Annotated in this window: 27 protein-coding genes and 1 pseudogene; 13 read left to right on the top strand and 15 right to left on the bottom strand. The window is 63.0% G+C overall.

Annotated elements, in window-relative coordinates:
- Window positions 1-61: 61 nt before the first annotated feature.
- A complete protein-coding gene (locus AC1RGE_RS17405) occupies window positions 62-685 on the bottom strand; it encodes an SMI1/KNR4 family protein (protein ID WP_019094245.1) in 624 nt (207 codons plus the stop codon).
- 36 nt (window positions 686-721) lie between these two features.
- Complete coding sequence (locus AC1RGE_RS17410) at window positions 722-1,117, bottom strand: GNAT family N-acetyltransferase (protein ID WP_011063263.1); 396 nt, start codon at window positions 1,115-1,117, stop codon at window positions 722-724.
- 544 nt (window positions 1,118-1,661) lie between these two features.
- On the opposite strand from AC1RGE_RS17410, the gene AC1RGE_RS17415 reads away from it, so the two are divergent.
- Both AC1RGE_RS17415 and AC1RGE_RS17420 read left to right on the top strand, forming a co-directional pair.
- The gene (locus AC1RGE_RS17415; protein ID WP_026020098.1) at window positions 1,662-2,102 is read left to right on the top strand and encodes a DUF3592 domain-containing protein; all 441 of its coding nucleotides are present in this window, start codon (window positions 1,662-1,664) and stop codon (window positions 2,100-2,102) included.
- 4 nt (window positions 2,103-2,106) lie between these two features.
- A complete protein-coding gene (locus tag AC1RGE_RS17420) occupies window positions 2,107-2,694 on the top strand; it encodes a hypothetical protein (protein ID WP_011063260.1) in 588 nt (195 codons plus the stop codon).
- A 23-nt stretch (window positions 2,695-2,717) separates the two neighbouring features.
- Here the strand turns inward: AC1RGE_RS17420 and AC1RGE_RS17425 are convergent, their stop codons facing one another.
- From AC1RGE_RS17425 to AC1RGE_RS17440, 4 genes are all read right to left on the bottom strand, one after another.
- Complete coding sequence (locus tag AC1RGE_RS17425) at window positions 2,718-3,965, bottom strand: 2-aminoadipate transaminase (protein WP_492584712.1); 1,248 nt, start codon at window positions 3,963-3,965, stop codon at window positions 2,718-2,720.
- A 120-nt stretch (window positions 3,966-4,085) separates the two neighbouring features.
- Window positions 4,086-4,667 (bottom strand): DedA family protein, encoded by a 582-nt coding sequence (locus AC1RGE_RS17430; protein ID WP_492584714.1) that lies wholly within the window; start codon window positions 4,665-4,667, stop codon window positions 4,086-4,088.
- Window positions 4,668-4,933: 266 nt separating this feature from the next.
- Window positions 4,934-5,452 (bottom strand): hypothetical protein, encoded by a 519-nt coding sequence (locus AC1RGE_RS17435; protein ID WP_492584716.1) that lies wholly within the window; start codon window positions 5,450-5,452, stop codon window positions 4,934-4,936.
- 40 nt (window positions 5,453-5,492) lie between these two features.
- Window positions 5,493-6,002, bottom strand: a complete 510-nt coding sequence (locus tag AC1RGE_RS17440; protein WP_492584718.1) for a DUF2938 domain-containing protein — start codon at window positions 6,000-6,002, stop codon at window positions 5,493-5,495.
- 106 nt (window positions 6,003-6,108) lie between these two features.
- Between AC1RGE_RS17440 and AC1RGE_RS17445 the strand changes: the two genes are divergently transcribed.
- The 3 genes from AC1RGE_RS17445 to AC1RGE_RS17455 all read left to right on the top strand — a co-directional run bounded on the left by AC1RGE_RS17445 (window position 6,109) and on the right by AC1RGE_RS17455 (window position 9,742).
- Window positions 6,109-6,774 (top strand): ArsR/SmtB family transcription factor, encoded by a 666-nt coding sequence (locus tag AC1RGE_RS17445; protein ID WP_015636898.1) that lies wholly within the window; start codon window positions 6,109-6,111, stop codon window positions 6,772-6,774.
- A 214-nt stretch (window positions 6,775-6,988) separates the two neighbouring features.
- Window positions 6,989-9,037, top strand: a complete 2,049-nt coding sequence (locus tag AC1RGE_RS17450; RefSeq protein WP_093408307.1) for a c-type cytochrome — start codon at window positions 6,989-6,991, stop codon at window positions 9,035-9,037.
- A 135-nt stretch (window positions 9,038-9,172) separates the two neighbouring features.
- On the top strand, window positions 9,173-9,742 hold the full coding sequence (locus tag AC1RGE_RS17455; protein WP_492584720.1) for a hypothetical protein: 570 nt from the start codon (window positions 9,173-9,175) through the stop codon (window positions 9,740-9,742).
- A 9-nt stretch (window positions 9,743-9,751) separates the two neighbouring features.
- On the opposite strand, the gene AC1RGE_RS17460 is transcribed toward AC1RGE_RS17455, so the two are convergent.
- Both AC1RGE_RS17460 and AC1RGE_RS17465 read right to left on the bottom strand, forming a co-directional pair.
- A complete protein-coding gene (locus tag AC1RGE_RS17460) occupies window positions 9,752-10,117 on the bottom strand; it encodes a DUF7079 family protein (RefSeq protein WP_492584722.1) in 366 nt (121 codons plus the stop codon).
- 40 nt (window positions 10,118-10,157) lie between these two features.
- Window positions 10,158-12,086 carry an alkaline phosphatase D family protein gene (locus AC1RGE_RS17465; RefSeq protein ID WP_492584724.1) on the bottom strand — a complete coding sequence of 643 codons (1,929 nt, stop codon included), beginning with the start codon at window positions 12,084-12,086 and terminating at the stop codon, window positions 10,158-10,160.
- A gap of 171 nt (window positions 12,087-12,257) precedes the next feature.
- On the opposite strand from AC1RGE_RS17465, the gene AC1RGE_RS17470 reads away from it, so the two are divergent.
- Window positions 12,258-12,395 (top strand): DUF3077 domain-containing protein, encoded by a 138-nt coding sequence (locus tag AC1RGE_RS17470; RefSeq protein ID WP_492584726.1) that lies wholly within the window; start codon window positions 12,258-12,260, stop codon window positions 12,393-12,395.
- A 73-nt stretch (window positions 12,396-12,468) separates the two neighbouring features.
- On the opposite strand, the gene AC1RGE_RS17475 is transcribed toward AC1RGE_RS17470, so the two are convergent.
- Both AC1RGE_RS17475 and AC1RGE_RS17480 read right to left on the bottom strand, forming a co-directional pair.
- Window positions 12,469-14,130, bottom strand: coding sequence for an FMN-binding glutamate synthase family protein (locus tag AC1RGE_RS17475; protein ID WP_492584728.1), 1,662 nt, complete (start codon window positions 14,128-14,130; stop codon window positions 12,469-12,471).
- 53 nt (window positions 14,131-14,183) lie between these two features.
- Window positions 14,184-14,670, bottom strand: a pseudogene (locus AC1RGE_RS17480) (acyl-CoA thioesterase).
- A gap of 346 nt (window positions 14,671-15,016) precedes the next feature.
- Here AC1RGE_RS17480 and AC1RGE_RS17485 point away from each other — a divergent pair.
- Window positions 15,017-15,694, top strand: coding sequence for a MarC family NAAT transporter (locus AC1RGE_RS17485; protein WP_492584730.1), 678 nt, complete (start codon window positions 15,017-15,019; stop codon window positions 15,692-15,694).
- A 109-nt stretch (window positions 15,695-15,803) separates the two neighbouring features.
- On the opposite strand, the gene AC1RGE_RS17490 is transcribed toward AC1RGE_RS17485, so the two are convergent.
- From AC1RGE_RS17490 to AC1RGE_RS17500, 3 genes are all read right to left on the bottom strand, one after another.
- Entirely contained in the window at window positions 15,804-15,971 is a 168-nt protein-coding gene (locus AC1RGE_RS17490; protein ID WP_492584732.1) for a hypothetical protein, read from the bottom strand.
- A 154-nt stretch (window positions 15,972-16,125) separates the two neighbouring features.
- Complete coding sequence (locus AC1RGE_RS17495) at window positions 16,126-16,401, bottom strand: hypothetical protein (protein ID WP_492584734.1); 276 nt, start codon at window positions 16,399-16,401, stop codon at window positions 16,126-16,128.
- The gene (locus tag AC1RGE_RS17500; protein ID WP_492584736.1) at window positions 16,388-17,176 is read right to left on the bottom strand and encodes an MlaA family lipoprotein; all 789 of its coding nucleotides are present in this window, start codon (window positions 17,174-17,176) and stop codon (window positions 16,388-16,390) included. Before AC1RGE_RS17500 ends, AC1RGE_RS17495 begins: the two co-directional genes overlap by 14 nt.
- 166 nt (window positions 17,177-17,342) lie before the next feature.
- Between AC1RGE_RS17500 and AC1RGE_RS17505 the strand changes: the two genes are divergently transcribed.
- The 4 genes from AC1RGE_RS17505 (at window position 17,343) to AC1RGE_RS17520 (ending at window position 21,968) form a co-directional block, all read left to right on the top strand.
- The gene (locus tag AC1RGE_RS17505) at window positions 17,343-18,053 is read left to right on the top strand and encodes a response regulator (RefSeq protein WP_492584738.1); all 711 of its coding nucleotides are present in this window, start codon (window positions 17,343-17,345) and stop codon (window positions 18,051-18,053) included.
- A complete protein-coding gene (locus AC1RGE_RS17510) occupies window positions 18,050-19,384 on the top strand; it encodes an ATP-binding protein (RefSeq protein ID WP_492584740.1) in 1,335 nt (444 codons plus the stop codon). The genes AC1RGE_RS17505 and AC1RGE_RS17510 overlap by 4 nt, the downstream gene beginning before the upstream one ends.
- A gap of 455 nt (window positions 19,385-19,839) precedes the next feature.
- Window positions 19,840-20,553, top strand: a complete 714-nt coding sequence (locus AC1RGE_RS17515; RefSeq protein WP_492584742.1) for an acid phosphatase — start codon at window positions 19,840-19,842, stop codon at window positions 20,551-20,553.
- Window positions 20,554-20,612: 59 nt separating this feature from the next.
- Window positions 20,613-21,968: an OprD family outer membrane porin gene (locus tag AC1RGE_RS17520; RefSeq protein ID WP_011063243.1), complete on the top strand. Its 1,356-nt coding sequence runs from the start codon at window positions 20,613-20,615 to the stop codon at window positions 21,966-21,968.
- Between the two features lie 15 nt (window positions 21,969-21,983).
- On the opposite strand, the gene AC1RGE_RS17525 is transcribed toward AC1RGE_RS17520, so the two are convergent.
- Window positions 21,984-22,721 carry a hypothetical protein gene (locus AC1RGE_RS17525; RefSeq protein ID WP_011063242.1) on the bottom strand — a complete coding sequence of 246 codons (738 nt, stop codon included), beginning with the start codon at window positions 22,719-22,721 and terminating at the stop codon, window positions 21,984-21,986.
- Window positions 22,722-22,770: 49 nt separating this feature from the next.
- Entirely contained in the window at window positions 22,771-23,616 is an 846-nt protein-coding gene (locus AC1RGE_RS17530) for a helix-turn-helix domain-containing protein (RefSeq protein ID WP_011063241.1), read from the bottom strand.
- 84 nt (window positions 23,617-23,700) lie between these two features.
- Here AC1RGE_RS17530 and AC1RGE_RS17535 point away from each other — a divergent pair, with 84 nt between their 5' ends.
- Entirely contained in the window at window positions 23,701-24,324 is a 624-nt protein-coding gene (locus AC1RGE_RS17535; RefSeq protein WP_011063240.1) for a glutathione S-transferase family protein, read from the top strand.
- Window positions 24,325-24,451: 127 nt separating this feature from the next.
- Window positions 24,452-25,795: a SidA/IucD/PvdA family monooxygenase gene (locus tag AC1RGE_RS17540; protein ID WP_011063239.1), complete on the top strand. Its 1,344-nt coding sequence runs from the start codon at window positions 24,452-24,454 to the stop codon at window positions 25,793-25,795.
- The last annotated feature ends 52 nt before the right edge of the window (window positions 25,796-25,847 follow it).

Raw genomic sequence — 25,847 nt, forward strand, 5'->3', positions numbered from 1 at the left:
GGGTAGGAACCGCAGGTCGTGTGCTGGCATTAGCTTCGGCAGAGGCTGGAATCCTGGTTCATCAATAGCGCCACTTGCGTACCAGATCCTCGCCGTAGCGCTGGCTGATCAATGCTTCGGCAGCATCATCGTCGTCATACACCTCCGCCAGGCAGAGCAGCATCAGCGCATCCAGGTACTCCTCGGGGGAGTCGAAAAAGCGTGTCAGCGCAGCGCCTGTGTCGTGATCGAAGTAGTAGACCGCGCCGGATTCGCGGTGAAAGCAGAACAGGTTACCGTTGCCCAGATAGTCGCCGAAGGCCACCAGCTTGCCTGCCAGTACCAGGTCGACATCGCTGGTCTCGACGATACCGGGATAGGCCTCCAGCAACGGCTGGATCGGCGTGTGCCCAGGCCCGACGCTACACAGCACCTCCGCCAGGGACAGCACCCCCAATTGCCGATGGTAGTCGCGCAGCGACCGAGGCAACGGGCAGCCCAGGCGTTGCTCCAGCGCCTGCAAGGCGTCCTCGCTGACAGGCGTCAGTTCCGGTTCGTTGACGTGCCCTTCCCATAGCGCGCCGTAGGCACCAATGACCGCCAGGTACCAGCTCAGCCGTGCAGCCTGGTCAGGCAGGTCCGGCCAGGCCAGGGGCGGGCAGCCGGCGGGGGGCCAGTCGGCGTTGGAGTCGTGCTGTTCGGACATGGGTCTTCCTTGGATGAGCTGGAGGCAGGGGAGTGATTATGCGCGATGGCGCGTGCGTTCCAGAGTGATGATCGAGGGTTCGAAGCCCAGCGAGCTGAAAAATTCCGCTGCCCCGGGGCGCCCGGCCCGCAGGACCCAGGTGATCTCGGGGTTGTCGCCCATCACCCAATGCACCAGGGCGCGGCCGATACCGCGCCGCTGGTGCTGCTCGGCAACGACCACCATGGACAGGTAACCGTTGGACAGACCGTCGCTGATGCCTCGGGCGAAGCCGACGATCTGCCCCTGCAGAAGGGCGACCGCCGTGCGCTGGGAGTTTGCCAGCAACTGGGCGAAGTATTCGCTGCTGCCCACCCGATGGCCCCAGCCGTTATCGCCGAGAAACTGCCGCAGTGCTTCGCTTTCAGCGGCGTGTGCGTCGCGGATCAGCATGGTGAACTCTCCAATGGGCAAGTACGGGCAGATCTCGCCCCGACTGTGCTCGGGGCCGACCCATGTAGTTGAGTGCTTCGGCCCAGTGGGCATCGTTGTCGCAGCGGCGTGCCGGCTCGACCGTGGGCGACCTGGAGGATACAAGCCTGCCTCGGAAACTGGCAGCCCTCGGAGCCTGAACGCAACCGGCCAAGGGAGCTCTTCGAAACTCGTACGGCTGTTCGCGGCGTTCAGGCATTGGCCACGGATTTGTGGCCAGGGCAACGTGCTGCTCGCCGGTCAACTCCTCCTGGTGTGTTGAAAAAAAACGCCGGGAGCAGGTCCGGGGCCTGGAACTTCCGCCGGTATTTGCGGACAAATTCCTCCAGGGCAATGCCCGTCGGAAATTCGGTTTGCAAGCGCTGGCGACAGGCGCTCAGACCGCTTTCCAGGGCGCCTGAACGCCGTTGCCGGAATGCGCTTGCGCCGCGGCAGTGGTTTTTCTGGAGGCAGGTTTCTTGTTATCGTGGCCTCCCTCTTTCACGGACGAATATCGAGACAGCCCATGGCTAACTCCACCCCGTCACGCTTTGGCAAGATCCTCCAGGGTCTGCTGTTCGCCCTGATCGGCATCGGCCTGTTGGTCATCGCCATCAATCTCACCCTTGATCGCCGCGAGTTCCTCGCCAGCGCCCAGACCGCCGACGGTATCGTCAGCGATTTGAATGCCGGGGGTTCGCACCCCGAGATCGCCTTCACCAGCAGTACCGGTGAGAAGATTTCCTACCCCCAGGGTGGCTTTATCTTCGGCTACCAGAAGGACCAGCCGGTGCGGGTGTATTACCAGCCCGAGCGGCCGGCCAACAGCGCAATCATCGACGACCCGGCAGCACTCTGGGCCACCCCGGGTGTGCTCGGCCTGATCGGTCTGGTATTTACCCTGGCCGGCCTGGTGGGTGTCATCAGCCAGCGCGGACGAGCCACACAACGAGCAAAAGGACTTTGACCCCATGAACCTCAGCATTCCGATTCCGGTCAACGAAAGTAAATGGCTGTACCAGACCGCCAGCGGCGGCGGCCTGACCGTAGCCCTCGTGGCGGGTAGCGGCGGCTCGATCATCCTGCGTTCACCCCAGGGCAAGGACGTCAGCTATCGCTACGGCGGCCTGGGGGTGGGCGCCGGTTTTGGTGCGCGCCTGCCGCGTTTCGGCAAGGTCAATATCCAGGTCAAGGGCAAGAGCGTTGGAGGCGCAGGCGCGGCGGAGGCCTTTCCCAGCACCGGTAAGGTGTTTGTTAGCGATGCTCTGCGCAGCAGCGACCTGACGGAGGACGACATCACCGGCCCTTGCATGTACACCGAAGTGGGTGCAGGGCTGGTGGTGGGTGGTTCGGCCACGGCCTTGCTGTTCGGCTTGGACCCCAAGCTGCTTGCTATGGCGGTGGCCCTCAACTCCAGCCCGGTGACCTCGATCATCGCTTCGTCCCGGGTCAACGAACAGTTGATGCGCTCGGCCAAGGGCGCGTTGGTGATGGCGGGGATGAACGCGGGCGTACAGGCGGGTGGTGGCGCGGCGATCTACATGGGCTATCTGTTCTAGCCACGGCGCCGGCGCGCCGGGAATCACAGGCGCGCCAGGCATTCCTGGAGAATATCCAGGCCCTCCTCGAAGATTTCAGGCTCGGTGGTCAAGGGCGCCAGCAGGCGAATGATGTGCCGCGACTTGCCGCTGGGCATCAGCAGCAGGCCCGCATCCCGGGCGCTGCCTAGCAGCGTGCTCAGTTGCTCTGGCGCCGGTTCGCCCCGGGCATTGACCAACTCGATGCCGCGCATGGCTCCCACCCCCGTCAGACGGCCCAGGAAGGGGCAGAGCCCACTGCTTTTCCAATGCTCATAGCGTTGCACGATCGCCCGCTCCTGGCGCTCGCCCCAGGCTTGCAGGTGCTCGTCGGTCATTTCATCCAGGGTCGCGAGCGCCGCCGCGCAGGCAATCGGGTTGCCCGAGTAGGTGCCCCCCAGGCCGCCCTTGGGCAGCACGTCCAGCAATGCTTTGCGACCCACCACGGCGCCCAGTGGAACCCCGCCGCCAATGCTCTTGCCCAGCAGGATCAGGTCCGGCTCGATGCCCAGGCGCGAGAAGGCAAAACGCTGCCCGGTGCGGCCGAAGCCGGACTGGATCTCATCGGCGATCAGCAAAATGCCATGTTCGTCGCAGAAGCGGCGCAAGGCCTGGGCGAAGGTCGCATCCAGGGCCAGGAAGCCGCCTTCGCCCTGTACCGGTTCGAGGATGAAGCAGGCCACTTCCTCGACATCGATTTCCACACTGAACAGGCGCTGCATGGCCTTCAGCGCTTCGGCGCAGGTGACGCCGTTGTCGGCGCTGGGGTAGGGCAGGTGGTACACCGGCCCGGGTAGTACTCCGACCTTCTGCTTGTAGGGCGCCACCTTGCCGTTGAGGTTGAGGGTGGCCAGGGTGCGCCCATGGAAGCCTCCGTCAAAGGCGATCACCGCGCTGCGCCCGGTAGCTCCGCGCACGATCTTCAGGGCGTTTTCCGCGGCCTCGGCGCCGCTGTTGGTGAGCATGCCGCTGACCGGGTAACTCACCGGGATGAAGTTCGCCAGGCGCTGCATGAACTCGATGTAGGGCCCGTGAGGCGCGGCATTGAAGGCGTAGTGGGTGAGCCGGGTGGCCTGCTGCTGGATGGCTGAGACTATGCGTGGGTGGCAGTGCCCGAGGTTGAGCACGCCGATACCGCCGACAAAGTCGATGTAGCGCTTGCCATCGATGTCCCAGACCTCGGCGTTGCGTCCGTGGCTGAGGCGGATCGGGTGGACGGTGGAGATCGAACGGCTGATGTTCTCGTGGCTCATGGATGCGGGCTCTGGGTGCCGGAAACAAGCCGTTATCTAAGCCGGGGCCGGGGGCCCTGGACAAACGAAATAAAGTCGCCGGGTCAGTATGAAAATTCCCGATGTGCCGAAGCGGTTGTCTCAGTGCTGCTGGGCCTTGTGCCCATTACGCAAATGCCGCACCAGTGCCGCAAGGACCACCAGCGCTATCACCCCGAGGAAGATCGGCAGGCGATAGGGTTTCAGGTCGCCAAGAAAATGCTGCAAGGCTTCGCCGGCCCAGTAACCGGCGCTGACGAACAAGATGGCCCATACCGCAGCCCCCAGCACATTGAGCAGGGCGAAACGCCAGGGTGCCAGGCCACTGGCGCCGATCACCATCGGGCCCACCAGGCGCATGCCGTAGAGAAAGCGCACGGCGAACACCGAAGTCGAAGGGTAACGCCGGATTAGGCCCTGGACCCGTTCGATGGCCGCCTGATGGCGCTTGAGCTTGGGCAGCAGGCGCGCCCCGCCATAGCGCCCGGTCCAGAACAGCAACTGATCGCCGAGGATGCCCCCCAGGGTGGCCCAGCCGATCACTTGCGGCCACTGCAGGCTGCCCTGATGCGCCGCCATGCCGCCGAGAATCAACACGGTTTCGCCTTCCAGCAGGCAGCCGATGAAGATCACCCAGTAGCCGTAGGCGGCGATCAACGCGTTGAGGTCGAGGTGTTCGAGCATGGGCAAGGGCTTCCGCAGGGGGCATGAAAACAAGCCGGGCGATGATCAGGTTACACATGGCTCTGATTCCTTTCACCGGCACAAGTGCCCGGGATCTTCCAGCGCAGGTACCGCCAGGGCGCCGGCCAGTCCATCAAAACCTAGCGTAGACGCCAGCCTCGGCGGCGGACACGGCTAGACCTACGGATCATTGCTTGTGTGGAGCAAACTGGGTTCAGGGGGTATGTGAAAGCCCCTGCGAGTGCAGACTGGATGCGCGAGCAGGATCAGTCGTTATCTGCGTCGGCTTGCTCGGCCCAGGCGGACTTGGACGAGGGATAGCGTACTTCAACCTGAGCGCCGGCTTGAATCAGGGCCTCCTGCCAGACCCTGAACTGTTGCGGCCAGCTCTGGCTCACCTTGAAGGGGCCGCCCGCCAGCAAGTCCCTGGCCACACTGGGGCTAACGCCCATGGTTTGCCTGACCAGCGCAAAGACCTTCGCGGGGCAGGGGCCCACCTCGGTGATCCAGAGTGCTGGATCACTGGAGGCGAGGGGCGGGTAGTCCGCAAGCGGAGCATACTGCCGGGTCAGCACTGCCCTGGCATCGCTATAGCTCAGTGAAGCCAGGGCCCGGGCACTGGCCAGATGTTCATCGCAGAACCACTCGTAGCCATGAGGGTGTCCCGCGCACCCTTGGCCCAGCGGGCGATAATCGGCGAACTGCACCATGCCGCCGCCAGTTCCGGCATGGCACATCTCCGAGGAAAAATCGTTGTGGCACAGGTCGCATACAGGTGGCTTCATCGATCGATCACTCTGGGCATGCTCGGCCTCTGGGCTGAGGTCACGCAGTCTGCCCCAACACCCACGCCCAGAACATCCCCGCGCCATACAACCCCAGCCCGAACACCGAATGCGCGATCAGGCTGCGCAGCCGGGCCACATTCGGTTTGGGCATCTTGCTCGCCGCGATCCCGGCGCCCATGCCCGGTTGCATCAGCAGGAACGGCGCAGCCACCGTCAATACGCCGATGATCAGGGCCGGTGCCAGGGTTGGCTGTTGTGCCCATTGCAGGCCGCAGGCCAGCAGCAACAGGGCGGCAAACAGGACGCCGATCAGGTAATGGGCCAGCCAGCCCACGGCCCGTTCCCCCGGAACCGTGCCGGCTTGGGCAATGCTCTGGTGCAAGAACTGGCCACGAGGAAAATGCCCGATCCAGCGTCCGACCATGGCCCAGTTGGGGCCAGGAATGTTCAACACTCGCGCCAGAAACAGCGTCCACAAATCAAGGACCAAGGTAGCGCCGACACCGATCAGCAGTGCCGGTAAAATCAACGCCATGAACTCATGCATAAAGACTCCTGGGTAGGGATGGCTGCACTTCAGCCTCGGCTATGGGTGTGATAATGTTTCATTCAATTAAGTGATTGAATGATCAATAAAGCAGCAGGAGCTGTCAATGACCGATTCGATTTCCCCTCAACAGCCTCTGGCGGACATGGCCGAGCTGGCACGTATTCTCGGCCACCACCACCGCCTGATCCTGCTGGAGCACATTGCTCGTGGCGAGCAGCCGGTGGAGCGCCTGGTGGAAGCCTCGGGACTCTCGGTGGCCAACACCTCGCAACATTTGCAACAGCTGCGCCGGGGCGGTTTCGTGCAGACCCGGCGCGACGGCAAGCGGGTGCTCTACAGCCTCAGCCAGGGGCCGTTGGCCGCACTTCTGGGGGGCTTGCGCCAATACGTCGATTACAACCACGGGCAGATCCGTGAGCTGCTGGCCGACAGCGAGCAGCAACCGGGGCGCCTTGAGGGCATCTCCCGGGAAGAGCTGCGCCAACGCCTGCAGGAGGGTGGCATGACCCTGCTGGACGTGCGCTCGCCGCAGGAGTTCGCCCTTGGGCATTTGCCGGGGGCAATCAATATCCCGGTGGAAGAGTTGGAGCAGCGTCTGGCCGAGTTGCCCGCGGGCCAGGAGTTGGTGGCTTACTGCCGCGGGCCCTACTGCGTGCTGTCACACAATGCCGCGGCCTTGCTTCGCGCCAAGGGTTTCAGGGTGCGGCGCCTGGACGACGGTTTCGTCGATTGGCAGGCCGCCGGCCTAGGGGTGGAAACCACCCGGTAAAAGTGTCGCAGAGTCGGCCATACAGGACATTGCCTATAGGGCCATGATCCATATCAACAGGGTTTTCAGAAAAATCCGCTACAAGGGCATCAGGCTCGGACCCACAAGGTATCGAGCCCCGGGCCTGTACCGTGAAGGCCGGGATAACCAATAAAAACCTTTGTGGATATCGGCCGAGGGGACCACCCCAGGCGGATTTTAAAGGAATAACCTGATGGCTTTTTCTCTGTCACGCCTGTGCCTTCTGGGCGCTGCGTTGCTCTGCGTACCCCTACTGCATGCCAGCGAGCCGACCCCGGCAGCGGCGGCCTCCACCCCAGATTCCGAACTGATCCAGCGTGGCCAGTACGTGGCCCAGCTCGGCGACTGCATTGCCTGCCACACCGCCAAGGGCGGGGCCACCATGGCCGGTGGCCTGGAGCTGAAGACGCCCATGGGCACCATCTACTCCAGCAACATCACCCCGGATAAAGACACCGGCATCGGCAGCTACAGCTTCGAAGCATTCGACCGCGCCATGCGCGAAGGCGTAACCCCTGACGGCAGTCATTTGTACCCGGCCATGCCCTATCCGTCCTACGCCAAGATGACCGAAGAGGACATGCGCGCCCTCTACGCCTACCTGATGCACGGGGTGGAACCCGTAGCCCAGGGCAACCTGGAAGCCGACATGGGTTTCCCCTTCAACCAGCGCTGGGGCCTGTGGTTCTGGAACCTGGTGTTCGTCGACAAGCAGCCCTTCAAGCCTGACCCGGCCAAGGACGACCAGCTCAATCGCGGCGCCTACCTGGTCCAGGGCCTGGGCCACTGCGGTTCCTGCCATACCCCGCGGGGCATCGCCTTCCAGGAGAAGGCCATGAGCGACAGCGAATCCGGCGGCCAGCACTACCTGGCCGGCGAGACGGTGGAAGAGTGGCGGGCCCTGAGCCTGCGCAACCTGTGGACCGTGGAGGACACGGTGCAACTGCTCAAGACCGGGCAGAACCGCTTTGCCACGGTGTCCGGCAACATGGCTGACGTGATCCACCACAGCACCCAGCACTTCACCGACGCCGACCTGACGGCCATCGCCGCGTACCTCAAGTCCCTGCCGGCCGGCAAGGACGACTTGCCCATGCCATCGGTGGCCCTGACCCCAGCAGCCCCGCCGAACAATCTGTTCACCTCCCGTGGTGGCCTGGGCTACGCGCAATTCTGTTCCGACTGCCACCGTCAGGACGGCGCTGGTGTGCCGCAGATGTTCCCGTCCCTGGCCGGCAACCCCAGCGTCGCTTCGGCCAACCCGACCTCCTTGCTGCACATCACCCTGACTGGCTGGAAGACCGCCCAGACCGCGGCCCATCCACGGGTCTACACCATGCCCGGCTTTGCCCAGTTGGCCGATGGCGAGATCGCCGAGATCCTCAGTTTTGTCCGCAGCAGCTGGGGCAACAACGGCTCCGCCATCAGCGCCGAGCAAGTGAAGAAGATGCGGGCGCAACTGAGCCCGCAAGTGGAAAGCACCCTGTTCGAAACCCCGCGCCTGGCCAACCTGCTGGCGGCGCCGAATGCCGAGCAAGTGGTGCGTGGCATGCGCCTGCACCTGGAAACCAAGGCCCTGCTGCCGGACAACGTCGGCAACTCGCTGAATTGCACCAGTTGCCACCTCAACGCCGGCACCGTGGCCGACGGTTCACCCTTTGTCGGCGTCTCGGCGTTCTTCCCCGGCTACGCGCCGCGAGCGGGCAAGACCATCACCCTGGAAGAGCGCATCAACGGCTGCTTCCGCCGCTCCATGCACGGCAAGCCGCTGCCGGTGAACGGCGCCGACATGCAAGCCATGGTGGCTTACTTCGAGTGGATGAAAATGAACACCCGCCCAGAAGACAAAGTGGCCGGCCGCGGTGTGGGCAAGATCGACCCGGCCCTCAAGCCCAATGCCGACAATGGCAAGCAGGTGTACGCCAAGCAATGCGCGGTGTGCCACGGAGCTGACGGTGAGGGCCTGAAACGTGCCGACGGCAGCCTGATCTTCCCGCCGCTGTGGGGCGATCAATCCTTCAACATCGGTGCTGGCATGGCCCGGACCTACACTGCGGCGGCCTTCGTCAAACGCAACATGCCGATCGGTTTCCACGAGAAGTTCCCCCTGGGCCAGGGCGGTCTTTCGGATCAGGAGGCGTTGGACGTGGCCGAATACTTCTCCCACCAACCGCGTCCGGACTTCCCGGACAAGGTCAAGGACTGGCCTAACGGCGGCCGTCCGGCGGACGCCCGTTACTGAGGGCTTGACCCTGTAGTCGCCGCCTTTGGCTGCGGCTACAGGCCCCGCAGAAAATTCTGCCGACGCTCCCTGGCTCCGAGGTAAGATTGCCATCCTTTGCGTCAGCCTTCGCTGTCGGTCCTTCAAGGATGAATCATGCGGCTTCGCTCGATCCTGTTGCTGAGCCTGTCTCTGGTGCTCGGCGGCTGTACCTTTGTCTCCACCCTCAAAGCCACCACCGTGAGCTACCGGGTGCCGGCCGATGCCGGTGACACCGCGCTGATCCGCATCGTTGCCCAGGGGTTGGTGCGTGGCGTGCCCTACAGCGATTGCATCGACTGGCGCAAACCGAGCTCCGGGCTGATGGTTCGCCCCCATCGTGGCATTGCCAATCCCAACTTCCGCAACCTGGGCATTCCGATGACGGCCGCTACCGACCGCATGCGCCGCCAGGAAGGCTTTGGCGCCAACGAGCTGAAGATCCCGGCCAATCGTCCGTTCGCCTTCATGTTCTACAACACCGAGCCCGGGATGGATAAGGACTACCGCGCAGTTTGCGAGCAAAGCGTGACCTTCGTGCCCGAGGCCGGCGCCACCTATCAGATGGTGTTTCTCCAGGATCAGATGTGCACCGCCATGCTGCGCAAGATCGACGACAAGGGCGAGATGCTGCCGGAGCGGGTGGCGCTGCGGCCTACCGATTACTGCAGCGCCGATGCGCGCTAGGGCAAGAACCTACGGACCATAGTGCTTGCAGATTTCCTCCCAGATATAGGCGCCGCGAAAGCGGATCCAGCGGATGAACAAGCGGTCGCGAAAGGCCTGCCAGCGGCTGCTGCGCCGCAGTGCCAGGCTGTCCTCGATTTCCTCCAGCAAGGACTCCCGCTCGAAGCCGATCCAGATCTCCGGGATCACCGACATCAGGTTGATGTAGCACACCGGGGCCACCTCTTCGTAGAGAATGCGCTCCACCTCGGCCCGGTCGTAGGCCAGGGTTTCCCGGGCGATGTAGGCGTAGTCCACCTCGTTGTCGACAAAGGCGTCCGAGAGCAGGTAGCGGATGGTGTCTCGCTGTACCGGGGTGATCGAGCTTGAAGGCATGTTGGGGCGGGTCCTTCCTGGTGGCCGGCGACAGCGGATTCTATCTCGGCGCAATCATCCGTGTCGGCGCCGTGCCATTGGCGTTGTGTTGATAGATCGCCACGGGCTGCCCCTGCTCATTGAAAAACACCTGGCCGATCCCCGACGAGTTCCACAGCCGCTCCCCGGCCTCGGCATGCTCGGGCACATGGGGCATCACCTTCATCCGCCGGCGCTTGGTGAACCAGTTCAATGGCGAGCGCGGCGAGTAGAGCCAACGGTTGAGGCGGTCGAACCATTCCAGCAGGGCGGCGGGGAATTCGTTCTTGATGCCACTGCTGGTGATCTGCCAGATCCGCGGGCCGCCCTGGCGGTGACGGATCAGCACTTCGTAGACGAAGGAATAATGCACATCCCCCGAGAGAATCACGTAGCTGCCCGGGGTTCGCGAGTGGCGAAAGATGTTCAGGATCACCTGGGCGGAACCGCGATGGGCCATCCAGTTTTCCGCGTCCACCAGCAGCGGGTAGCCGCACCAGCTGAAGACCTTCTGCACCGTTTCGATCAGCTTGACGCCGAAGATCGGCGCCGGTGAAACGATGATCGCCGAGGGGTGATCCAGCAGTTCATGTTGCAGTTCGCTCAGGGCTTCCCAGTCCAGCAGGCCGGAAGGCTGGCCCAGGTTGGACTCGCTGCGCCAGCGCCGGGTGCGGGTGTCCAGCACCACCAGGGCCGGGGTGCTGGGCAATACGTATTGCCACTGCTGGAAACCCAGCAACTGGTCGATCAGTTCGTTTTGGGCCTGGCATTCCAGCATGCGTTCCGGAGTTTGTGCCGTGGTGCTCAAGGCGCGGGTCTGCTCCAGCAGTTGGGCGAAGGCATCCGGGTTGTTGCCCCAGCCCTGGCACAGCATGTAAGCCAGCAGGGCGTTGCCGATGATGCGCTTGGAGAAGGGATGGCCGTAGGCGGTTTCTTCCCATTGGGCGCTGAGGTTCCAGTCGTCGGTGATGTCGTGGTCGTCGAAGATCATCAGGCACGACAGGTGGGCAAAGACCCGCGCGGCACCCTTCAGTCCCTGGACAAACTCGTCGATGCGCTGCTGTTCCCGGGTGTAGCGCGTTTGCTGTTCCGGCGTCAGTTGCGGCGGCTGCGGCGTGATCAGGGTCCAGGGCAGCGGCGACCAGACCAGCAGATACATGGCCAGCACCTCGGCGAACGTCACCAGGTGGTTGTCAGCGTTGCTGCTGGTGAAGATCGGTTTTTTCACCCCGCCGAAAAACCGCTCGCGCAGGGTTTCATTGCTCTTCAGTGCCGGGAGCAATTCGGCCCGCTGGTAGTAGCTGGCGCCATGGCGGTACAGCCCCTGACTGTCGGCCACCACGGCACCGTCCAACTCTTCATCGAACAGCTCGAGGCGCTCGATCAGGGCGTGGACGGCCCGCAGCATGGGCCCGGCCACATCGTCGGCGTACACCTGGTCGCCGCTCATCATCAACAAGGCCGGGCGTTGTGCAGGCTCGGGTTGTTGCGCCAGCAGGCGGTCGACGCAGAGCAAGCCGTCAGCGGACGGGTGATGGGGCTTGCGGCAGGAGCCGTGGAGCAAGTTGTCGATGCGGCTGTGGAGCACGAACTCCGGGGTCCTGGCATCGCCATACAGCAGGTGTGGCGCCCAGTCGGCAATGGATCGGGCGCCGTCCTCGGTGTCGTTTATCAACAGGTCATAGGCAATCGTCACGTCCTGGGGCAGGGCGGCGTCCAGTGCCACATCGATCAGATGGATAAAGGCATGGCGACCGACGGGAATGACCTGGCATTGCTGCGGGTCGAGGGCCAGGTCCAGGGTCGTGCTGCCAGCGGGCTGCAGGCGCAGGGTCAGCGCCAACGCCCTGGAACCCACCAGCCACAGCACCAGCCGCGTCGGCTCCAGGCGGCGCAGCAACGGGCCGGCGAGAACAGGAGGCAGGGCAGTGGGGGGCGTGGTCAAGGGCATGCGTAACGGCGACTCTAGCGATTCGAAAGGGCGCGCAATAGTAGCTCGGTCGATGTTGAAGAAATGTCGGCTGCGAGTATTGGATTAGCCCTTTTGTATCTGATTATTTAGTGGCGCTGGCCATCAACACCCCGCCACCCATTACACCCAGGCCCACGCCGGAGGTGTGCAATGACCATCAAGCCCCCCGGCCATGTCACCTTCGCGCCTTGCGGCGAAGCCCTGCACCCGCTGTTCCGGGTCAATCCGGTTGTGCCGCTGCGTGATGCCCGGGAGCAGGTTTTGGTCTCACACCCCCTGCATAAGTAAAACGCCCCGATCCAATCGGACCGGGGTGCCTGATGCTAAATGCAACGCCGCCTGGAATGGCTACCGCGCCAACTCACGCCACTTCAATCTTCGCAGGTTCAATCAGCAACTGCCGTTGTTGCTCCGGTCGCGAGGCTTCGAACGTCTCGGCCTGGGCGGTGGCCCACATGCGCAGGTAAAACTCGCTGGAGCAGCGGCCATTCAACAGTTCGCCGGTTTTAAGGAAGACGTGGGTCTGCGAGTAGAGGCGCACTTGGGTGTCGCTCACCCTCCGTACCAGGTGTTCGGCATTCAGTTGCCAAGGGTGTTGCAGGCCGGCGGCGGCGATCATTTCCGAAAGGGCGATCAGGGTGTTGCGGTGGAAGTTGTAGACTCGCGCCGCCTTGTCCGGTACCACCAGCGCCTGTTGGCGCAGTGGGTCCTGGGTGGCGACGCCGGTGGGGCATTTGTTGGTGTGGCAGGACTGCGACTGGATGCAGCCGACGGCAAACATGAAGCCGCGCGCCGAGTTGGCCCAATCGGCGCCCAAGGCCAAGACGGCGGCAATGTCGAAGGCGCTGATGATCTTGCCGCTGGCCCCGAGGCGGATCTTGTCCCGCAGGTTCAGGCCTACCAAGGTGTTGTGGATAAACAGCAAGCCTTCGCGCAGTGGCATGCCGATGTTGTCGCTGAACTCGCGGGGCGCGGCGCCGGTGCCGCCTTCGCTGCCGTCGACGACGATGAAGTCGGGGAGGATGTCGGTTTTCAACATGGCCTTGGCGATGGCCATGAACTCCCAGGGCTGGCCCAGGCACAGTTTGAACCCTACGGGTTTGCCGTCGGACAGCGTCCGAAGGCGGGCAATGAACTGCAGCAGTTCAATCGGCGTGGAGAACTCGCTGTGGCGAGCCGGGGACACGCAGTCCTGATCCATGCGCACGCCTCGGGTGCTGGCGATTTCAGCGGTGACTTTGTGCTTGGGCAGTATCCCGCCGTGGCCGGGCTTGGCGCCCTGGCTGAGCTTGATTTCAATCATCCGCACCTGCGGACTCTTGGCCTGGGTAGCGAAACGCTCGGGATCAAACCGCCCTAGTTCGTCACGGCAGCCGAAGTAGCCGCTGCCCAGTTCCCAGATCAGGTCGCCGGCGTGTTCGCGGTGGTAGGGGCTGATGCTGCCTTCGCCGGTGTCGTGGGCGAAACCGCCGAGCTTGGCGCCCTTGTTCAAGGCGCGGATGGCATTGGCGCTGAGGGCGCCGAAGCTCATCGCCGAGATGTTGAAGATTGAGGCGCTGTAGGGCTGGCTGCACTGTGGGCCGCCGACGGTAATGCGGAATGCGACCGGGTCATGCGGTTCGGCGGGGGTCATCGAGTGGCCGATAAATTCGGAACCGACCTGGTACACGTCACGTAGGGTACCAAAGGCTTTTTCCGCGCTCTGGTTCTTGGCGCGGGCGTACACCAGGGAACGCTGGTTACGGGAAAACGGCAGTTGGTCATCATCGGCTTCCAGCAGGTATTGGCGCAGTTCCGGGCGCACCCGTTCCACTAGGTAGCGAATATTGCCGATCACCGGATAGTTGCGCCGTACTGAATGTCGGGTCTGGCGCAGGTCATACAGGCCCAGCAGGCTGAGCACCGCCGCCGCCAGGGTCACTGGCCACCAGCCGGGGAAGCTCGAGGCTAGCAGCAGGCCGCCGAGGGTCAAGACAATGCACAGGGTGAAGCATGAGTAACGGCTCAATAACGACAGTTTCATGCAGGTTTCCTTATCACAGGGCGGTCTTCGCCGATGCTGCGCGTATGTTGGCGTCAGGCCGGAAGTGCTTTCAGGGCGTCATAACGGGTTTGGAGTTCCTGGCGCTGCAGGGCGTCGTTGCTGGGCCTTGGCGTGCCGGCGCTTTTCCAGCGGGGTTTCCGGAGTCAGTGGACGCACCGGCACCGGCGCGCCGTTTTCATCCACCGCGACCATGGTGAAGTAGCAGCTGTTGGTGTGGCGCACGCTGCGTTCGTGGATGTTCTCGGTCATCGCCTTGAGGCCGACTTCCATGGAACTGCGTCCGGTGTAGTTGACCGAGGCGAGGAAGGTCACCAGTTCGCCGATGCGGATCGGCTCGCGGAACATCACCTGGTCCACCGAGAGGGTCACCACGTAGCGCCCGGCATAGCGCTTGGCACAGGCAAAGGCCACTTCGTCGAGCATCTTGAGCAGGGCGCCGCCATGCACGTTGCCGGAAAAGTTGGCCTTGTCCGGGGTCATGAGCACGCTCATGGTCAATTGATAGCTGCCAGGTTCCATGGTGTTCCTCGTGCCATCAGTGGAGCGTTGTGAGTGGTCTGTCGCCCCTTCGGGCCGGCAGAAGCGGTGTGCACCGGTTTCCTCGCAGTACGGCAGGAAAGGCTCTAGCCTGATACTTTGCGCCAGTGGTCAGGCCGTGGCGGTGAGTCTAACAATCGGCTTTTTCGTTAGCTAGCTAACGATTTGTGAGAGTCTTTCTCCGCTTTTGCAACAATGCGACAGAATGTCTCAGTTAGGATTCGGCAACGCAGCCGTGCCCTGACTGCCTTGCGGCAGGGGTACGCGCAAACACTGGAACGACGACGGCGACCTGCGCTCGATCGTCATGAGCCTTGGGGTGTGGTTGATGAATGAGTACCTGCATAACGTGGCAATCGGCCTGGTGGCCGTGCTGCCGGTGGCCAACCCGCTGACCAGCATTTCCCTGCTGCTGGGGCTGGGTTCCAGCCTGTCGGTGGCAGAGCGCAACCGGCAGATCTTCAAGGCCAGCCTGTATGTCGCACTGATCATGCTGGTGAGTTTCTACGGTGGCAGCCTGGTGATGAAGGTGTTCGGCATTTCCATTCCCGGGTTGCGGATTGCCGGTGGGCTGATCGTGACCTACCTGGGCTTCACCATGCTGTTCCCCAAGAACAACCTTGATGAAACCACACTGCAGCATGACCTGCTGTCGGACCAGGACAAGGTCTTGCCCAACTACCGCGACCTGTCCTTCGTGCCCCTGGCTCTGCCGGGCACCGCCGGGCCCGGGACCATTGCCTTGATTGTCAGTTCGGCCTCGACCCTGCAATCGACCTACGGTGAAATACCCTGGGTGATCCACGGCGCGGTGGTCACCGTGACCCTGCTGACGGCGCTGATCTTCTGGATGGCCTTGCGCTGCTCGGGGCAGATCATGAAGGTGCTCGGCGAATCGGGGATCGATGCGATTTCCAGGGTCGTGGGTTTTCTGCTGGTGGGCATGGGCGTGCAGTTTGTCATCAACGGTGGTCTGGAACTGGTGGCCGGGGCGACAGTGCATTGAGTGCCCGTGCAATGAGGCGTCGTACCGGGAAATTCCTCGCCAGGTAAAAAGCCCTCCGCCAGAAACTGGGGGAGGGCTTGCGCGCAAAGCATGATGGAACTACTCGATATCAATGATCGCCAGTGGGCTTTTGCAGTACCCAGTGGGCTTCACCATTAGGCGTGGGAGGCATGATGTTATTAATGCCGATCGAGCGGGTGTCGCGGGTGTTGCCAACAGGATGCCAGGTACCACCTTGTGGGCATTTTTCACCCACTTTTGCTGTGATTGCAGTCATTGTGAATCTCCTTTGACAGGTCACCGAAATGAGTGACAGAAAGGACATGGCGCTGCATTTTCGTAAAACAATACAGGTCAGAATCATCGTTGGCTTTTTCAGAGTTATCCGCTCGAAAGCCAGGATGCAGGTGGCGCCGTGGATACGGTGATCGCTAGGCCATTGCCTTTCGCGGTTCTGTGCTCTGCACCAGTGCCTGCGGTTCTCCCTGCTCGATTACCCAGCGCATCAGGTCCGTCACACTGACCCGGTGCTTGCGCTCAACCCAGTGCCGGCCTTCGGGGCTGTAGCGTTCGGTGTAGCGGCTGAGGATCAGGTGCTGCTGATCGATCGACAACTGCAGGCTGACTTCGCGGCAGTGCAGGGCGTTGTCGCCTTGTTTGGCCACGCGTTGCAGCAGGATCAGCGCCGGGTGTTCAGAAGTCATCATGGGTGGAGCCCTCGCAATGGTGTTTGGCGGGTTCGGTGATGTCCAACTGGCCTTCACGCACGAAGGCCGCACGGTGTTCGGCAATGACGCTGCGCATCGCGCCGTAGTAGTCGGGCAGTTGCTGCAAGCTGTCGGTGAGCGGCAGCAGGGCGGCGCGATCATCGATGGTGCCGCCGACCAGGGCCACGGTGTTCAGGATGCGCAGGGTGTCGCTGGGGTCGCCGAACGGGTCGACCACCAGGTTCAGAACCTTGCCGACCGAGTCACGGCTGTTGCCGTTGCCCAGCAGCGGCAGTTCGACGATGGGGCCGTCGCCGATACCCCAGACGCCGAAGGTCTGGCCGAAGTCGGAGGTGTGGCGCGGGATGCCCGCCGGGTCGGACACGTTGATCAACCCCAGCACGCCCACCGTGGTATTGAGGGCAAAGCGCCCGAGGGTGTTGACCGAGCGCTGCGCATTACCTTGCAGCACATCGTTGATGAAGACCTTGGGCTCGCCGAAGTTGCTCGCGAAGTTGTGTACGTCCTGTTGCATGAAGTCCGGCAGGTGGCGGTAGCCGCGTGCAACCGGGGCCATGACATGGTCGACGACGGTACGGTTGAAGGCGAACACGCTGCGGTTGAAGGATTGCGCCGGGTCGTGCACCGCATCGCTGACCGGGGCACAGAGGCTGGCCTCGCGAGGGGGAGGGCTGCTGCAGCTCGCCATATAGGCTGCACTCAGCAGCAGGGCAGTGTGACGGGCAAGGGCGGCGCGACGGTTGAGGACGAGCATGAACGGCAGGGCTCCAAAGGGGGAGGCCGATGCTGGCATGCGCATTTTGCGCAAAGATTTCCTCTTTATTGCGTGGTTGAAGGTTTGTTGCGGTATTGAAATAAATGACGGGGTGCGTCGAATGGTTTTGAATAACCTGTCCTGAACCTCTTAAGTGATGCCTCTGGTGAGCCGTCTTTTGATCGTGGACGACGACATTGAAGTCCTCGCTCTGCTGAAGAAATTTTTTGTCCAACAGGGCTACCAGGTGGTGGTGGCCACCGATGGCGCGTCGCTGTGGGCGGCTCTGGAGCGGGAGGTTCCGGACCTGATCATCCTCGACCTGATGCTCCCCGGCGACAACGGCCTGACCCTGTGCCAGCGCTTGCGCCAGCAGCACGCCACGCCGGTGATCATGCTTACCGCCATGGGCGAGTTGAGCGACCGGGTGGTGGGCCTGGAGATGGGCGCCGACGATTACCTGAGCAAGCCCTTCGACGCCCGCGAACTGCTGGCCCGGGTACGGGCGGTGCTGCGTCGGGCTGGGGAGAGCCGGCCGGTGAGCGCGGACGTGCCGCGACCGCTGATCAAGTTCGCCGACTGGCAGCTGGACCTGACTCGCCGTGAGCTGCGCTCGCCGGAGCAGGTGATGATTCCGCTGTCGGCGGGGGAGTTCGACCTGCTGCTGGTGTTTGTCGAGCACCCGCAACGCATCCTCACCCGCGAGCAGTTGCTGGACCTGGCCCGAGGCCAGGCCCATGACGCCTTTGATCGCAGCATCGATGTCCAGGTCAGTCGCCTGCGGCGCAAGCTGGAGTTCGACACCAAGCGCCCGGCGATGATTCGCACGGTGCGCAACGGCGGTTACCTGTTCACCCCCAGCGTGACCCGCCAGTGAAGCTGATCAAGCCCTTGTGGCGTTATCGCCTGCGCGACACCGTGGCGCGCTGGATCGCCCTGACCATCATCATGGCCATGCTCACAGCCCTGGCGTTCAATGCGCTGTTCGTGCAGTTGGCCGGGGTCTGGGCTTACCCGCCACTGGCGGAAACCGGGTTGCTGGAGAAGACCGCATCCATCGTGCAGATGATCGAAGCCTCGGAGCCTGCGCAGCGCACGCGGTTGGCGGCGGCGGTGAGCGGCGATCATATGAGGGTCAACTGGCTGCCGACGCGAGAAGGCTTCAACCTGCCCATCGTGGATGATTCCCGTGTCGGCTCCAAAGGCATTCGTGAATTGCTGGAGCCGCCACAACGGCAAATCGAGGCCTATCAGCCGTCTGACTGGCCCGGTGAAGGTGGACGTTACGCGCTGATGGTGCAGTTGACCGACCAAAGCTGGCTGATGTTTTCCTCGGCATCCCGCAGTTGGGGGCTGGAGGAGGGCACGCGCAACCTGATCGTGATCGCCCTGGTGCTGATTTCCACCGGCCTGGTGGCCTTGATCGCCACTCGCCGGCTGGCCAGGCCATTGCAGCAGTTCGCCCAGGGGGCGCGGCGCTTTGCGGTGGACTTTCGCGCGCCGCCCATCGATCCGGTGGGGCCCCACGAGATCCGTCAGGCGATTCTCGCCTTCAACGCCATGCAGGCGCAGTTGCAGCACTTCATCAAGGACCGCACGCAGATGCTCGCGGCCATTTCCCATGACCTGCGCACACCCCTGACCCGCATGCGCCTGCGCGGCGAGTTCATCGAGGATGCCGACCAGCAGCAGCGCTTGTTCCGCGATGTGGACGAGATGCAGGCGATGATCAATTCGGCCCTGGAGTTCTTTCGCGACGATGCACGGCTGGAGCAGGCCACCCATTTCGACCTGGCCGAACTGTTGCAGACCCTGGTGGACGACTACCGCGACCAGTCCATGGAGATCCACTTCACCGGACCGCCGCGCCTGGTGTATTGCGGCCGGCCCCTGGGGCTCAAGCGGGTGATGAGCAATCTGCTGGATAACGCGCTCAAGTACGGTGTGCAGCCAGCCATCGTGCTGGAGCAGGGGGCGGACCAGGTGCGGGTGCGCGTGCTCGATCGTGGCCCGGGGATTCCACCCGAGGCTCTGGAACAGGTGTTTGCACCATTCTTCCGGCTGGAGAGCTCGCGCAACAAGAGCACCGGCGGCGTGGGCTTGGGGCTGTCGGCAGCGCGGGCCATTGTCCGCGAACACGGTGGCGAGTTGCGGCTGTTCAATCGTGAAGGCGGTGGGCTGGAGGCGCGGGTGGAGTTGCCGCTGTAGCCGCTGCCGCAGTTGAGGGCTTGCGTCAGAGCTCCATTGCCTCCGGCCCTGGCCCGCTAGGCTTTTTTTCAAGCTGCCCGTAGCGTGACTTGCGCCATCCTGCATTTGCAGGATGGTTTCTGCCCTGGTGCGCCGGGATACTCGATCAGGCACTACCGCGCCCCTGGGCGCACCCTCGCCGAAACCGATAACAACAAGAACGGTGGGCACTATGAACGCAACCCTGGTCGTCCGGAACGCGCCTGCCGCCTGGACATTGATCGATCCGCCTGTGCAGTACCTGGCCCCGGGCCAAGGTTCTGAACATCACGTCTTCCGCTGTTCGTCCACTGGCATGCGCCAGACATCACGGCCTCAAGCGCCGCCCTGAGTTTGTCCTTCCTGCAATCGCACTTCTCTGTCTGTGGCCTCTGTCGCGGGCCGCTATTGCTCGTCCCAAAGAAAGGATCTGCATCATGACTGGTAAACCTTTAGCCATGCTGGGCGCGATTTTGTTGAGCGTCAGTCTCGGCGCTCATGCGGCGCAGCCGCCGGTACAGCCCTACCTGGCGCCTCAGGCGCTGGAACTGGCGGCCTTCCTGCCTCCACCACCCCTTGCCGGCAGCGCCGAGGACCGCCAGGACCTGGAGACCGTACTGCTGGTCCAGGGCCAACGCACGCCGCAGCAGGTGACGCAGGCCAAACGCGACGATCATCTGAGCGACGCGGTATTTCCCTTTGCCGGGGAAATTTTCGGGCCGCAGTTCACTCTCGACAGGCACCCGCTGACTGCGCAGTTCTTCCGCCGCACCCTCAAGGACCTGGTGCAGACCCTGATGCCTGCCAAGGCCCATTTCGCCCGCCCCCGGCCTTATGAGCTGAGCGCCGAGGTAAAGCCGGTGCTGGCGCCGCCGATGGGCGAGTCCTACCCCAGCGGGCACACCATGGATGCCTACCTGAGCGCCATTCTCCTGGCGCGGATGGTCCCGGAAAAGCGTGACGAGCTGTTTGCACGGGCCGCTGCCGCGGGGCAAAGCCGAGTGGTGGCCGGGGTGCATTACCCCACGGACCTTGAAGGGGGGCGGATCTCGGCGGTGGCCCTGGCCGTCGAGCTGTTGCACAACCCTGAGGCCCTTGACGACTTCAACCGGGCCCGGCGCGAACTGCGCGCCACCCTGGCCCTGGATTGACCTCCTATCCCTGAGCGCCGGCTACGGGCGGCGCTCCTTCACTGACGAGGAACAGTGCCATGTCCGTGTATCGCACAAGCATTGTGCTGCTGGGGTTGTGGCTGGGCCCGGGCGGTATCAGCCAGGCGGGAGATGAGGACTGGGAGGAGCTGTTCACCGAGGGCGAGGCCCGGATGTTTTTCGATAACCAGTACTTCGCCCGGGATTACCGCAACGGGCCCAACAACAGTGGCCGTAACCGCTACAAACTGCGTAGTGAGCGCAATGGTTATCGCCAGGAGTGGGGCCAGTCGGTGCAGCTGTATTACCGTTCCGGTTTTACCCCCGGGCTTCTGGGCCTGGGGTTCGATGCCTTTGCCATGCAGGCCTTCAAGCTCGACAGTGGCGGTGGGCGCACCGGCACCGGCACCCTGGCGCTGGACGGCAAGGGGCATCCGCGGGACAGCCATGGCAAGGTTGGCGGTGCCCTCAAGCTCAAGGTGGCTGAGGCACAGCTGCGTTATGGCAATTTCACCACCCAGGCGCCGGTACTGGCGGCCAACAACAGCCGGATCATTCCCGGGATGGCCTACGGCTGGCAGTTACAGCGCGACTGGGACGGGCTGAGCCTGGAAGCGGCGTGGCTGAGTGCCTTGTCCGGCCCCACCGAAAGCAGGGCCCGAGGCGGGATTTCCACGGTATACGGACGTTTGTCCGGGGCGCGGATCAATATCGACAGCGCCCAGTACCTGGGGCTGAACTACAAGGGCGAGCAATGGCGCGGGGCTTATTACCTGGGGCAACTGGAGGACGTCTGGACCCAGCATTACCTCAACCTGGGCCACACCCTGGAACTGGCTGGCGAGCGCAGCCTGAGCAACACCTTCAACCTGTATCGCACCCGGGATAGCGGCGCCTCGTTGTTTGGCCCCATCGACAACCTGATCGCCTCCCACGCCCTGGCGTACCGTTTCGATGCCCATCGTTTGACCCTGGCCTACCAGCGCTCGTTTTCGGATACCCCGTTCGACTACATAGGTTTCGGAGACGGCCAGACCGGGCAATCCATCGTCCTGGCCAACTCCGCGCCCTACTCGGATTTCAACGGGCCACGGGAACGCTCCTGGCAATTGCGTTACGACCAGCGCCTGGCCTGGCTTGGGCTGCCGGACCTGAACCTGGGGCTGCGTTATCAGCGGGGCTGGGGAGTGGATGGCAGTCATGCCCCGGCCAACAGCATCTACCGTGGCCTGTATGGCGAAGATGGCCGTCATCACGAAACCGACCTGGATTTGAGCTACACCTTCAGCAGCGGTTCGCTGAAGGGCCTGCACCTGCGGGCCACGCAGATCTGGCACCGAGGCAACAGCGCCCAGGCCGATGGTTCCATCGACCAGTTGCGGATTCGCGTGCAGTATCCGCTGGCGCTGTTCTGAAGGGGGGGGTGGAACTCAGGACCAGTCGAAGCAGAACAGCACCAGCCCTTCCACCGGTTCGTAGAACATCACGATCAGGTCGGCGCCGCTGATTCCGTAGTGGCTGGCCGGTACGCTGAGCGCGTGCTCGAAGCGCCGGCCAGCGGGGCTCAAGGGCCAGACGTCGATGTCGCCGCTGTCATCCGTGGCTTCGACGATATCCATGGGAAATTCCACGGTTTCCACCCAGTTGCCATAGCCCTCGGCGATGCCGGCCATCTGGTCGATGAAGGTCATGTGGTAGTCGCTGTCCTCCGGCCAGGTCAGGCGGCCGAGTTCCTGGTAGCGCTGGCGCGAAGCCTGGTAGGTGGCGTGCTCTTGGGCGTAATGGCGTTGCAGGCTGGCCCGCACGTTGCGCCGGGGCTCGGGCAGATCGGCATTGCCCGGGTGCAGGAAGAAGTAGCGCGGGTCGCCGCACAGGCGGTAGCGGCCGTTCTCGATCTTGAAGCCGATCCAGTTGGTCTTCAGCAGTTCGCTGCCAAAGCCGCAGTCTGCCGTCAATTCGCCTACCAGCCCCTCATCGGGTTCGATGGGGCTCAGCAGGTGCAGGCGCCCGGACCAGCCGGGGTTGATCAGGTTGGCGTCGATGGACAGCAGCGGCAGCAGGTGCTCGGCCAGTTCCTGCTGGTCGGCGACGAACACCTCCTGGGCATCGGGGTAGGCGACGGCGCCGGCCGGCAGTTGGGTGCATTCCGGGGTCTGGATCGTGGGCATACAGCGGGTCCTTGCTCAAACGGGAACAACAGGGAAAGAAGGCCGCGCCTCAGGCGCGGCTGTTACGGAAACTGCCGGGGGTAATGCCCACCACCTTCTTGAAGGCGCGGGTCATGTGGCTCTGATCGAAGAAGCCGCAGCTGAACGAGGCTTCCGCCAGGCTGGCGCCGGTGCGCAGCAGGTTCTGCACCTGGGCCACGCGCTTCTGGATCTGGTAGCTGTGGGGCGAGACGCCGACGGTCTTCTTGAACACGCGGATCAGGTACAGCGGGTCCATGTCCACCAGTTGCGCCAGTTCTTCCAGGGGAATGTGCCGGGCGTATTCGTCTTCGAGCTTCTTCTTGATGAACTTGACGGCGCTGCGCTCGGCGCTGGCGATGGCGGCAATGGGGGCGCCGCTGCGTTCGAAGAGTTGGGTCACCAGGTCCAGGAGGATGGATTCGCGCTCCAGGCTGGGTGGGGAATTTTCGATGATCTGGTGTTGCTGGAGAAAGGTCAGGGCAAAGCTGGGGTCCAGGTTCAGGGCATTCTGGAACAGATGGATGTGCTCGGCGCCGAAGCGGCCCTGGAAAATCACCCGGTTGACCCAGCCCGGGTCGAGGTAAAGCATGCGGTACATCCAGCCCTGGTCATGCCCGGGGAGGCCGTCATGAATTTCCCCCGGGGTGATGGTGACCACGCTGCCGGCGCTGCCCAGGTAGTAGCTGCCTCTATAGAAGAGTTTTTCCACCCCGCTGCTTATAACGCCTACTGCATACCGATCATGTGAATGCCTGCCAAAAGACTGAGTGCTGTAACGCGCCGATAACAACTCACAGTCGCCTTCTGGTATTCGCCAAAACTGCACGAAATCCTTGTCTGGCCTAAAGACTTTGCCGGGTTGGTGCTCATCCATGAGTTTGTCCAGTTTTGTGCAATACGTTGGAAAAGAGGGCCGCTAAATTTAGCACCCATTTCACAACGCGAGCTAGGGGAAGTGATGCCTACAAAACTAGTTATTGGGGATTACAAAAAGTCTTCATGGTCATTTCGTGCATGGCTGGTTCTTGTAACGGCAGACGTCTCCTTCGAGACCCTTCAGGTCAAGCTGGAACAGGATGACACCCGCCAGCAGATCCTGCGCTATTCGCCCTCGGGCAAGGTGCCGGCACTGCTGCTGGACAAGGTGGTGATCAACGACAGCCTGGCCATCTGCGAGTACGTTGCCGGTGCCTATCCGGCGGCCAACCTGTGGCCCCAGGACCCGCTGGTCAAGGCCCAGGCCCGCGCTGCCGCGGCGGAAATGCACTCCGGGTTCGTCAACCTGCGTACCCAGATGTCCTTCGGCCTGAACACCGGCGATACCCCCGAGCCGCTGACCGCCGACACCCAGGAAGAGATCCAGCGGATCTTCGACATCTGGACCAACCTGCGCCACGCCAGCGGCTCCAAGCAGTTCCTGTGCGGCGACTTCGGCATCGTCGATGCCATGTTCGTACCTGTGGTGTTCCGCTTCCGTCGTTATGGCGTGGCGGTGCCGGCACAACTTCAGGCTTATGTCGAACAAGTTCTGGCCTACCCGCCAGTACAAAAGTGGCTGAAGTTGGCTGCGGAAGAAGTTTGAAAAAGCCGAACTAGTTATAACGAATAACGCTAACTAAAAATTAATGGCTATTTGACGGAAGGCAGAAAAGACCCTGGTGTTTTTTCTGCTTTTTCGAGTCTGACTTTTGTTGCAGGAAGGGGAATTTATGAGTGTTCATAAAGTGACTGCCAAGGATGTTGGCCGTGAAGGGCAAGTTTACGACGTGATCGGCATCGGTTTTGGTCCGGCGAACATCGCCCTGGCCATCGCCATGGAAGAGATGGAATTTGCCGGCACCCGGCTGTTTCTCGAGCGTCACGCGAGCACTCAATGGCAGCCGGAGATGATGCTTTCCGGCAGCGATATCCAGAACCACCCGAGCCGTGATCTGGTAACGCCGCGCAACCCGCGCAGCCGCTACACCTTCACCAACTTCCTGTTCGAGAACGACCGCCTGTTCGAACATCTGAACCTGGGCCTGGAGTTCCCCCTGCGCAGCGAGTTCGCCGAGTACGTACGCTGGGTTGCCGGCTTTTTCGCCCGGGACGTGGCCTACAACCAGAGCGTGAGCCAGATCCAGGTCGACCCGGCCAGCAACCTCTACACCATCACCACCCAGGCCGGCGTGCAGTATCAGGCGCGCTCCGTGGTCCTGGCCCCGGGCCGCACCCCGGTGATTCCGCAGGTGTTCGCCAACGCCGCGGCGGACCGGGTGTTCCACCTGACCCAGTACCTGGGGCGCCTGGCCAGCCTGGCGCAGAAGGGTGAGCTCAAGCGCGTGGCGGTGGTCGGCGGCAGCCAGAGCGCCATCGAAATCATCCTGCACCTGCGCCACACCTACCCGAACCTGGAAATCGTCAGCGTGCAGCGCGGCTACGGCTTCCGCCTCAAGGACACCAGCCAGTTCAGCGAGCACGTGTACTTCCCGTCCTTCGTCGACCAGTACTACAACAGCTCCGCCGAGGCGAAGAAGAACATCAACCGCCACCTGCACTACACCAACTATTCCGCTGCCGATGCTGACGTAATCAAGGAACTCTACGTGGGCATGTATGAGGACAAGCTGCAGGGCCGCGAGCGCGTGATCATCAAGGGGCTCAGCGAGATCCAGGGCTGCACGCCGGACGGCGAGGGCTACAGCCTGTCGCTGCGCAACAGCAGCACCCACGCCATCGAGGAGCTGGGCGGGCTGGACGCGATCGTCCTGGCCACGGGTTTTCGCAACCTCGGCACCGGCCCCCAGGAAGAACGCTACCCGGCGATCCTCAAGGACCTGGCCGAACACCTGGAGAGCGACGCTCAGGGCGTGATCCGCATCGGGCGCGACTACAGCCTGGCCGCAGCCAAGGGCAGCCATCTGCCCGCGTTGTACCTCAATGGTCTGTGCGAATCCTCCCACGGCTATGGCGATGCCGGCTCCTTCAGCCTGCTGTCGCTGCGCTCGCGGGACATTTTCAACTCGCTGAACCAGCAACTGGGCCTGGCCCAGGCTGCAGAAAAGATCGCTTGAGCCGCTGCATCGAATCCTGAACCTCGACCCCTTTATGTGAGCAGGCAGCAAT

Source organism: Pseudomonas sp. GW823-FHT02C05 (genome assembly GCF_058797595.1).

Coding starts and splice junctions, on each gene's coding strand:
- AC1RGE_RS17405 (WP_019094245.1), bottom strand. CDS start 685: ATGTCCGAACAGCACGACTCCAACGCCGACTGGCCCCCCGCCGGCTGC.
- AC1RGE_RS17410 (WP_011063263.1), bottom strand. CDS start 1,117: ATGCTGATCCGCGACGCACACGCCGCTGAAAGCGAAGCACTGCGGCAG.
- AC1RGE_RS17415 (WP_026020098.1), top strand. CDS start 1,662: ATGGCTAACTCCACCCCGTCACGCTTTGGCAAGATCCTCCAGGGTCTG.
- AC1RGE_RS17420 (WP_011063260.1), top strand. CDS start 2,107: ATGAACCTCAGCATTCCGATTCCGGTCAACGAAAGTAAATGGCTGTAC.
- AC1RGE_RS17425 (WP_492584712.1), bottom strand. CDS start 3,965: ATGAGCCACGAGAACATCAGCCGTTCGATCTCCACCGTCCACCCGATC.
- AC1RGE_RS17430 (WP_492584714.1), bottom strand. CDS start 4,667: ATGCTCGAACACCTCGACCTCAACGCGTTGATCGCCGCCTACGGCTAC.
- AC1RGE_RS17435 (WP_492584716.1), bottom strand. CDS start 5,452: ATGAAGCCACCTGTATGCGACCTGTGCCACAACGATTTTTCCTCGGAG.
- AC1RGE_RS17440 (WP_492584718.1), bottom strand. CDS start 6,002: ATGCATGAGTTCATGGCGTTGATTTTACCGGCACTGCTGATCGGTGTC.
- AC1RGE_RS17445 (WP_015636898.1), top strand. CDS start 6,109: ATGACCGATTCGATTTCCCCTCAACAGCCTCTGGCGGACATGGCCGAG.
- AC1RGE_RS17450 (WP_093408307.1), top strand. CDS start 6,989: ATGGCTTTTTCTCTGTCACGCCTGTGCCTTCTGGGCGCTGCGTTGCTC.
- AC1RGE_RS17455 (WP_492584720.1), top strand. CDS start 9,173: ATGCGGCTTCGCTCGATCCTGTTGCTGAGCCTGTCTCTGGTGCTCGGC.
- AC1RGE_RS17460 (WP_492584722.1), bottom strand. CDS start 10,117: ATGCCTTCAAGCTCGATCACCCCGGTACAGCGAGACACCATCCGCTAC.
- AC1RGE_RS17465 (WP_492584724.1), bottom strand. CDS start 12,086: ATGCCCTTGACCACGCCCCCCACTGCCCTGCCTCCTGTTCTCGCCGGC.
- AC1RGE_RS17470 (WP_492584726.1), top strand. CDS start 12,258: ATGACCATCAAGCCCCCCGGCCATGTCACCTTCGCGCCTTGCGGCGAA.
- AC1RGE_RS17475 (WP_492584728.1), bottom strand. CDS start 14,130: ATGAAACTGTCGTTATTGAGCCGTTACTCATGCTTCACCCTGTGCATT.
- AC1RGE_RS17485 (WP_492584730.1), top strand. CDS start 15,017: ATGAATGAGTACCTGCATAACGTGGCAATCGGCCTGGTGGCCGTGCTG.
- AC1RGE_RS17490 (WP_492584732.1), bottom strand. CDS start 15,971: ATGACTGCAATCACAGCAAAAGTGGGTGAAAAATGCCCACAAGGTGGT.
- AC1RGE_RS17495 (WP_492584734.1), bottom strand. CDS start 16,401: ATGATGACTTCTGAACACCCGGCGCTGATCCTGCTGCAACGCGTGGCC.
- AC1RGE_RS17500 (WP_492584736.1), bottom strand. CDS start 17,176: ATGCTCGTCCTCAACCGTCGCGCCGCCCTTGCCCGTCACACTGCCCTG.
- AC1RGE_RS17515 (WP_492584742.1), top strand. CDS start 19,840: ATGACTGGTAAACCTTTAGCCATGCTGGGCGCGATTTTGTTGAGCGTC.
- AC1RGE_RS17520 (WP_011063243.1), top strand. CDS start 20,613: ATGTCCGTGTATCGCACAAGCATTGTGCTGCTGGGGTTGTGGCTGGGC.
- AC1RGE_RS17525 (WP_011063242.1), bottom strand. CDS start 22,721: ATGCCCACGATCCAGACCCCGGAATGCACCCAACTGCCGGCCGGCGCC.
- AC1RGE_RS17530 (WP_011063241.1), bottom strand. CDS start 23,616: ATGGATGAGCACCAACCCGGCAAAGTCTTTAGGCCAGACAAGGATTTC.
- AC1RGE_RS17535 (WP_011063240.1), top strand. CDS start 23,701: ATGCCTACAAAACTAGTTATTGGGGATTACAAAAAGTCTTCATGGTCA.
- AC1RGE_RS17540 (WP_011063239.1), top strand. CDS start 24,452: ATGAGTGTTCATAAAGTGACTGCCAAGGATGTTGGCCGTGAAGGGCAA.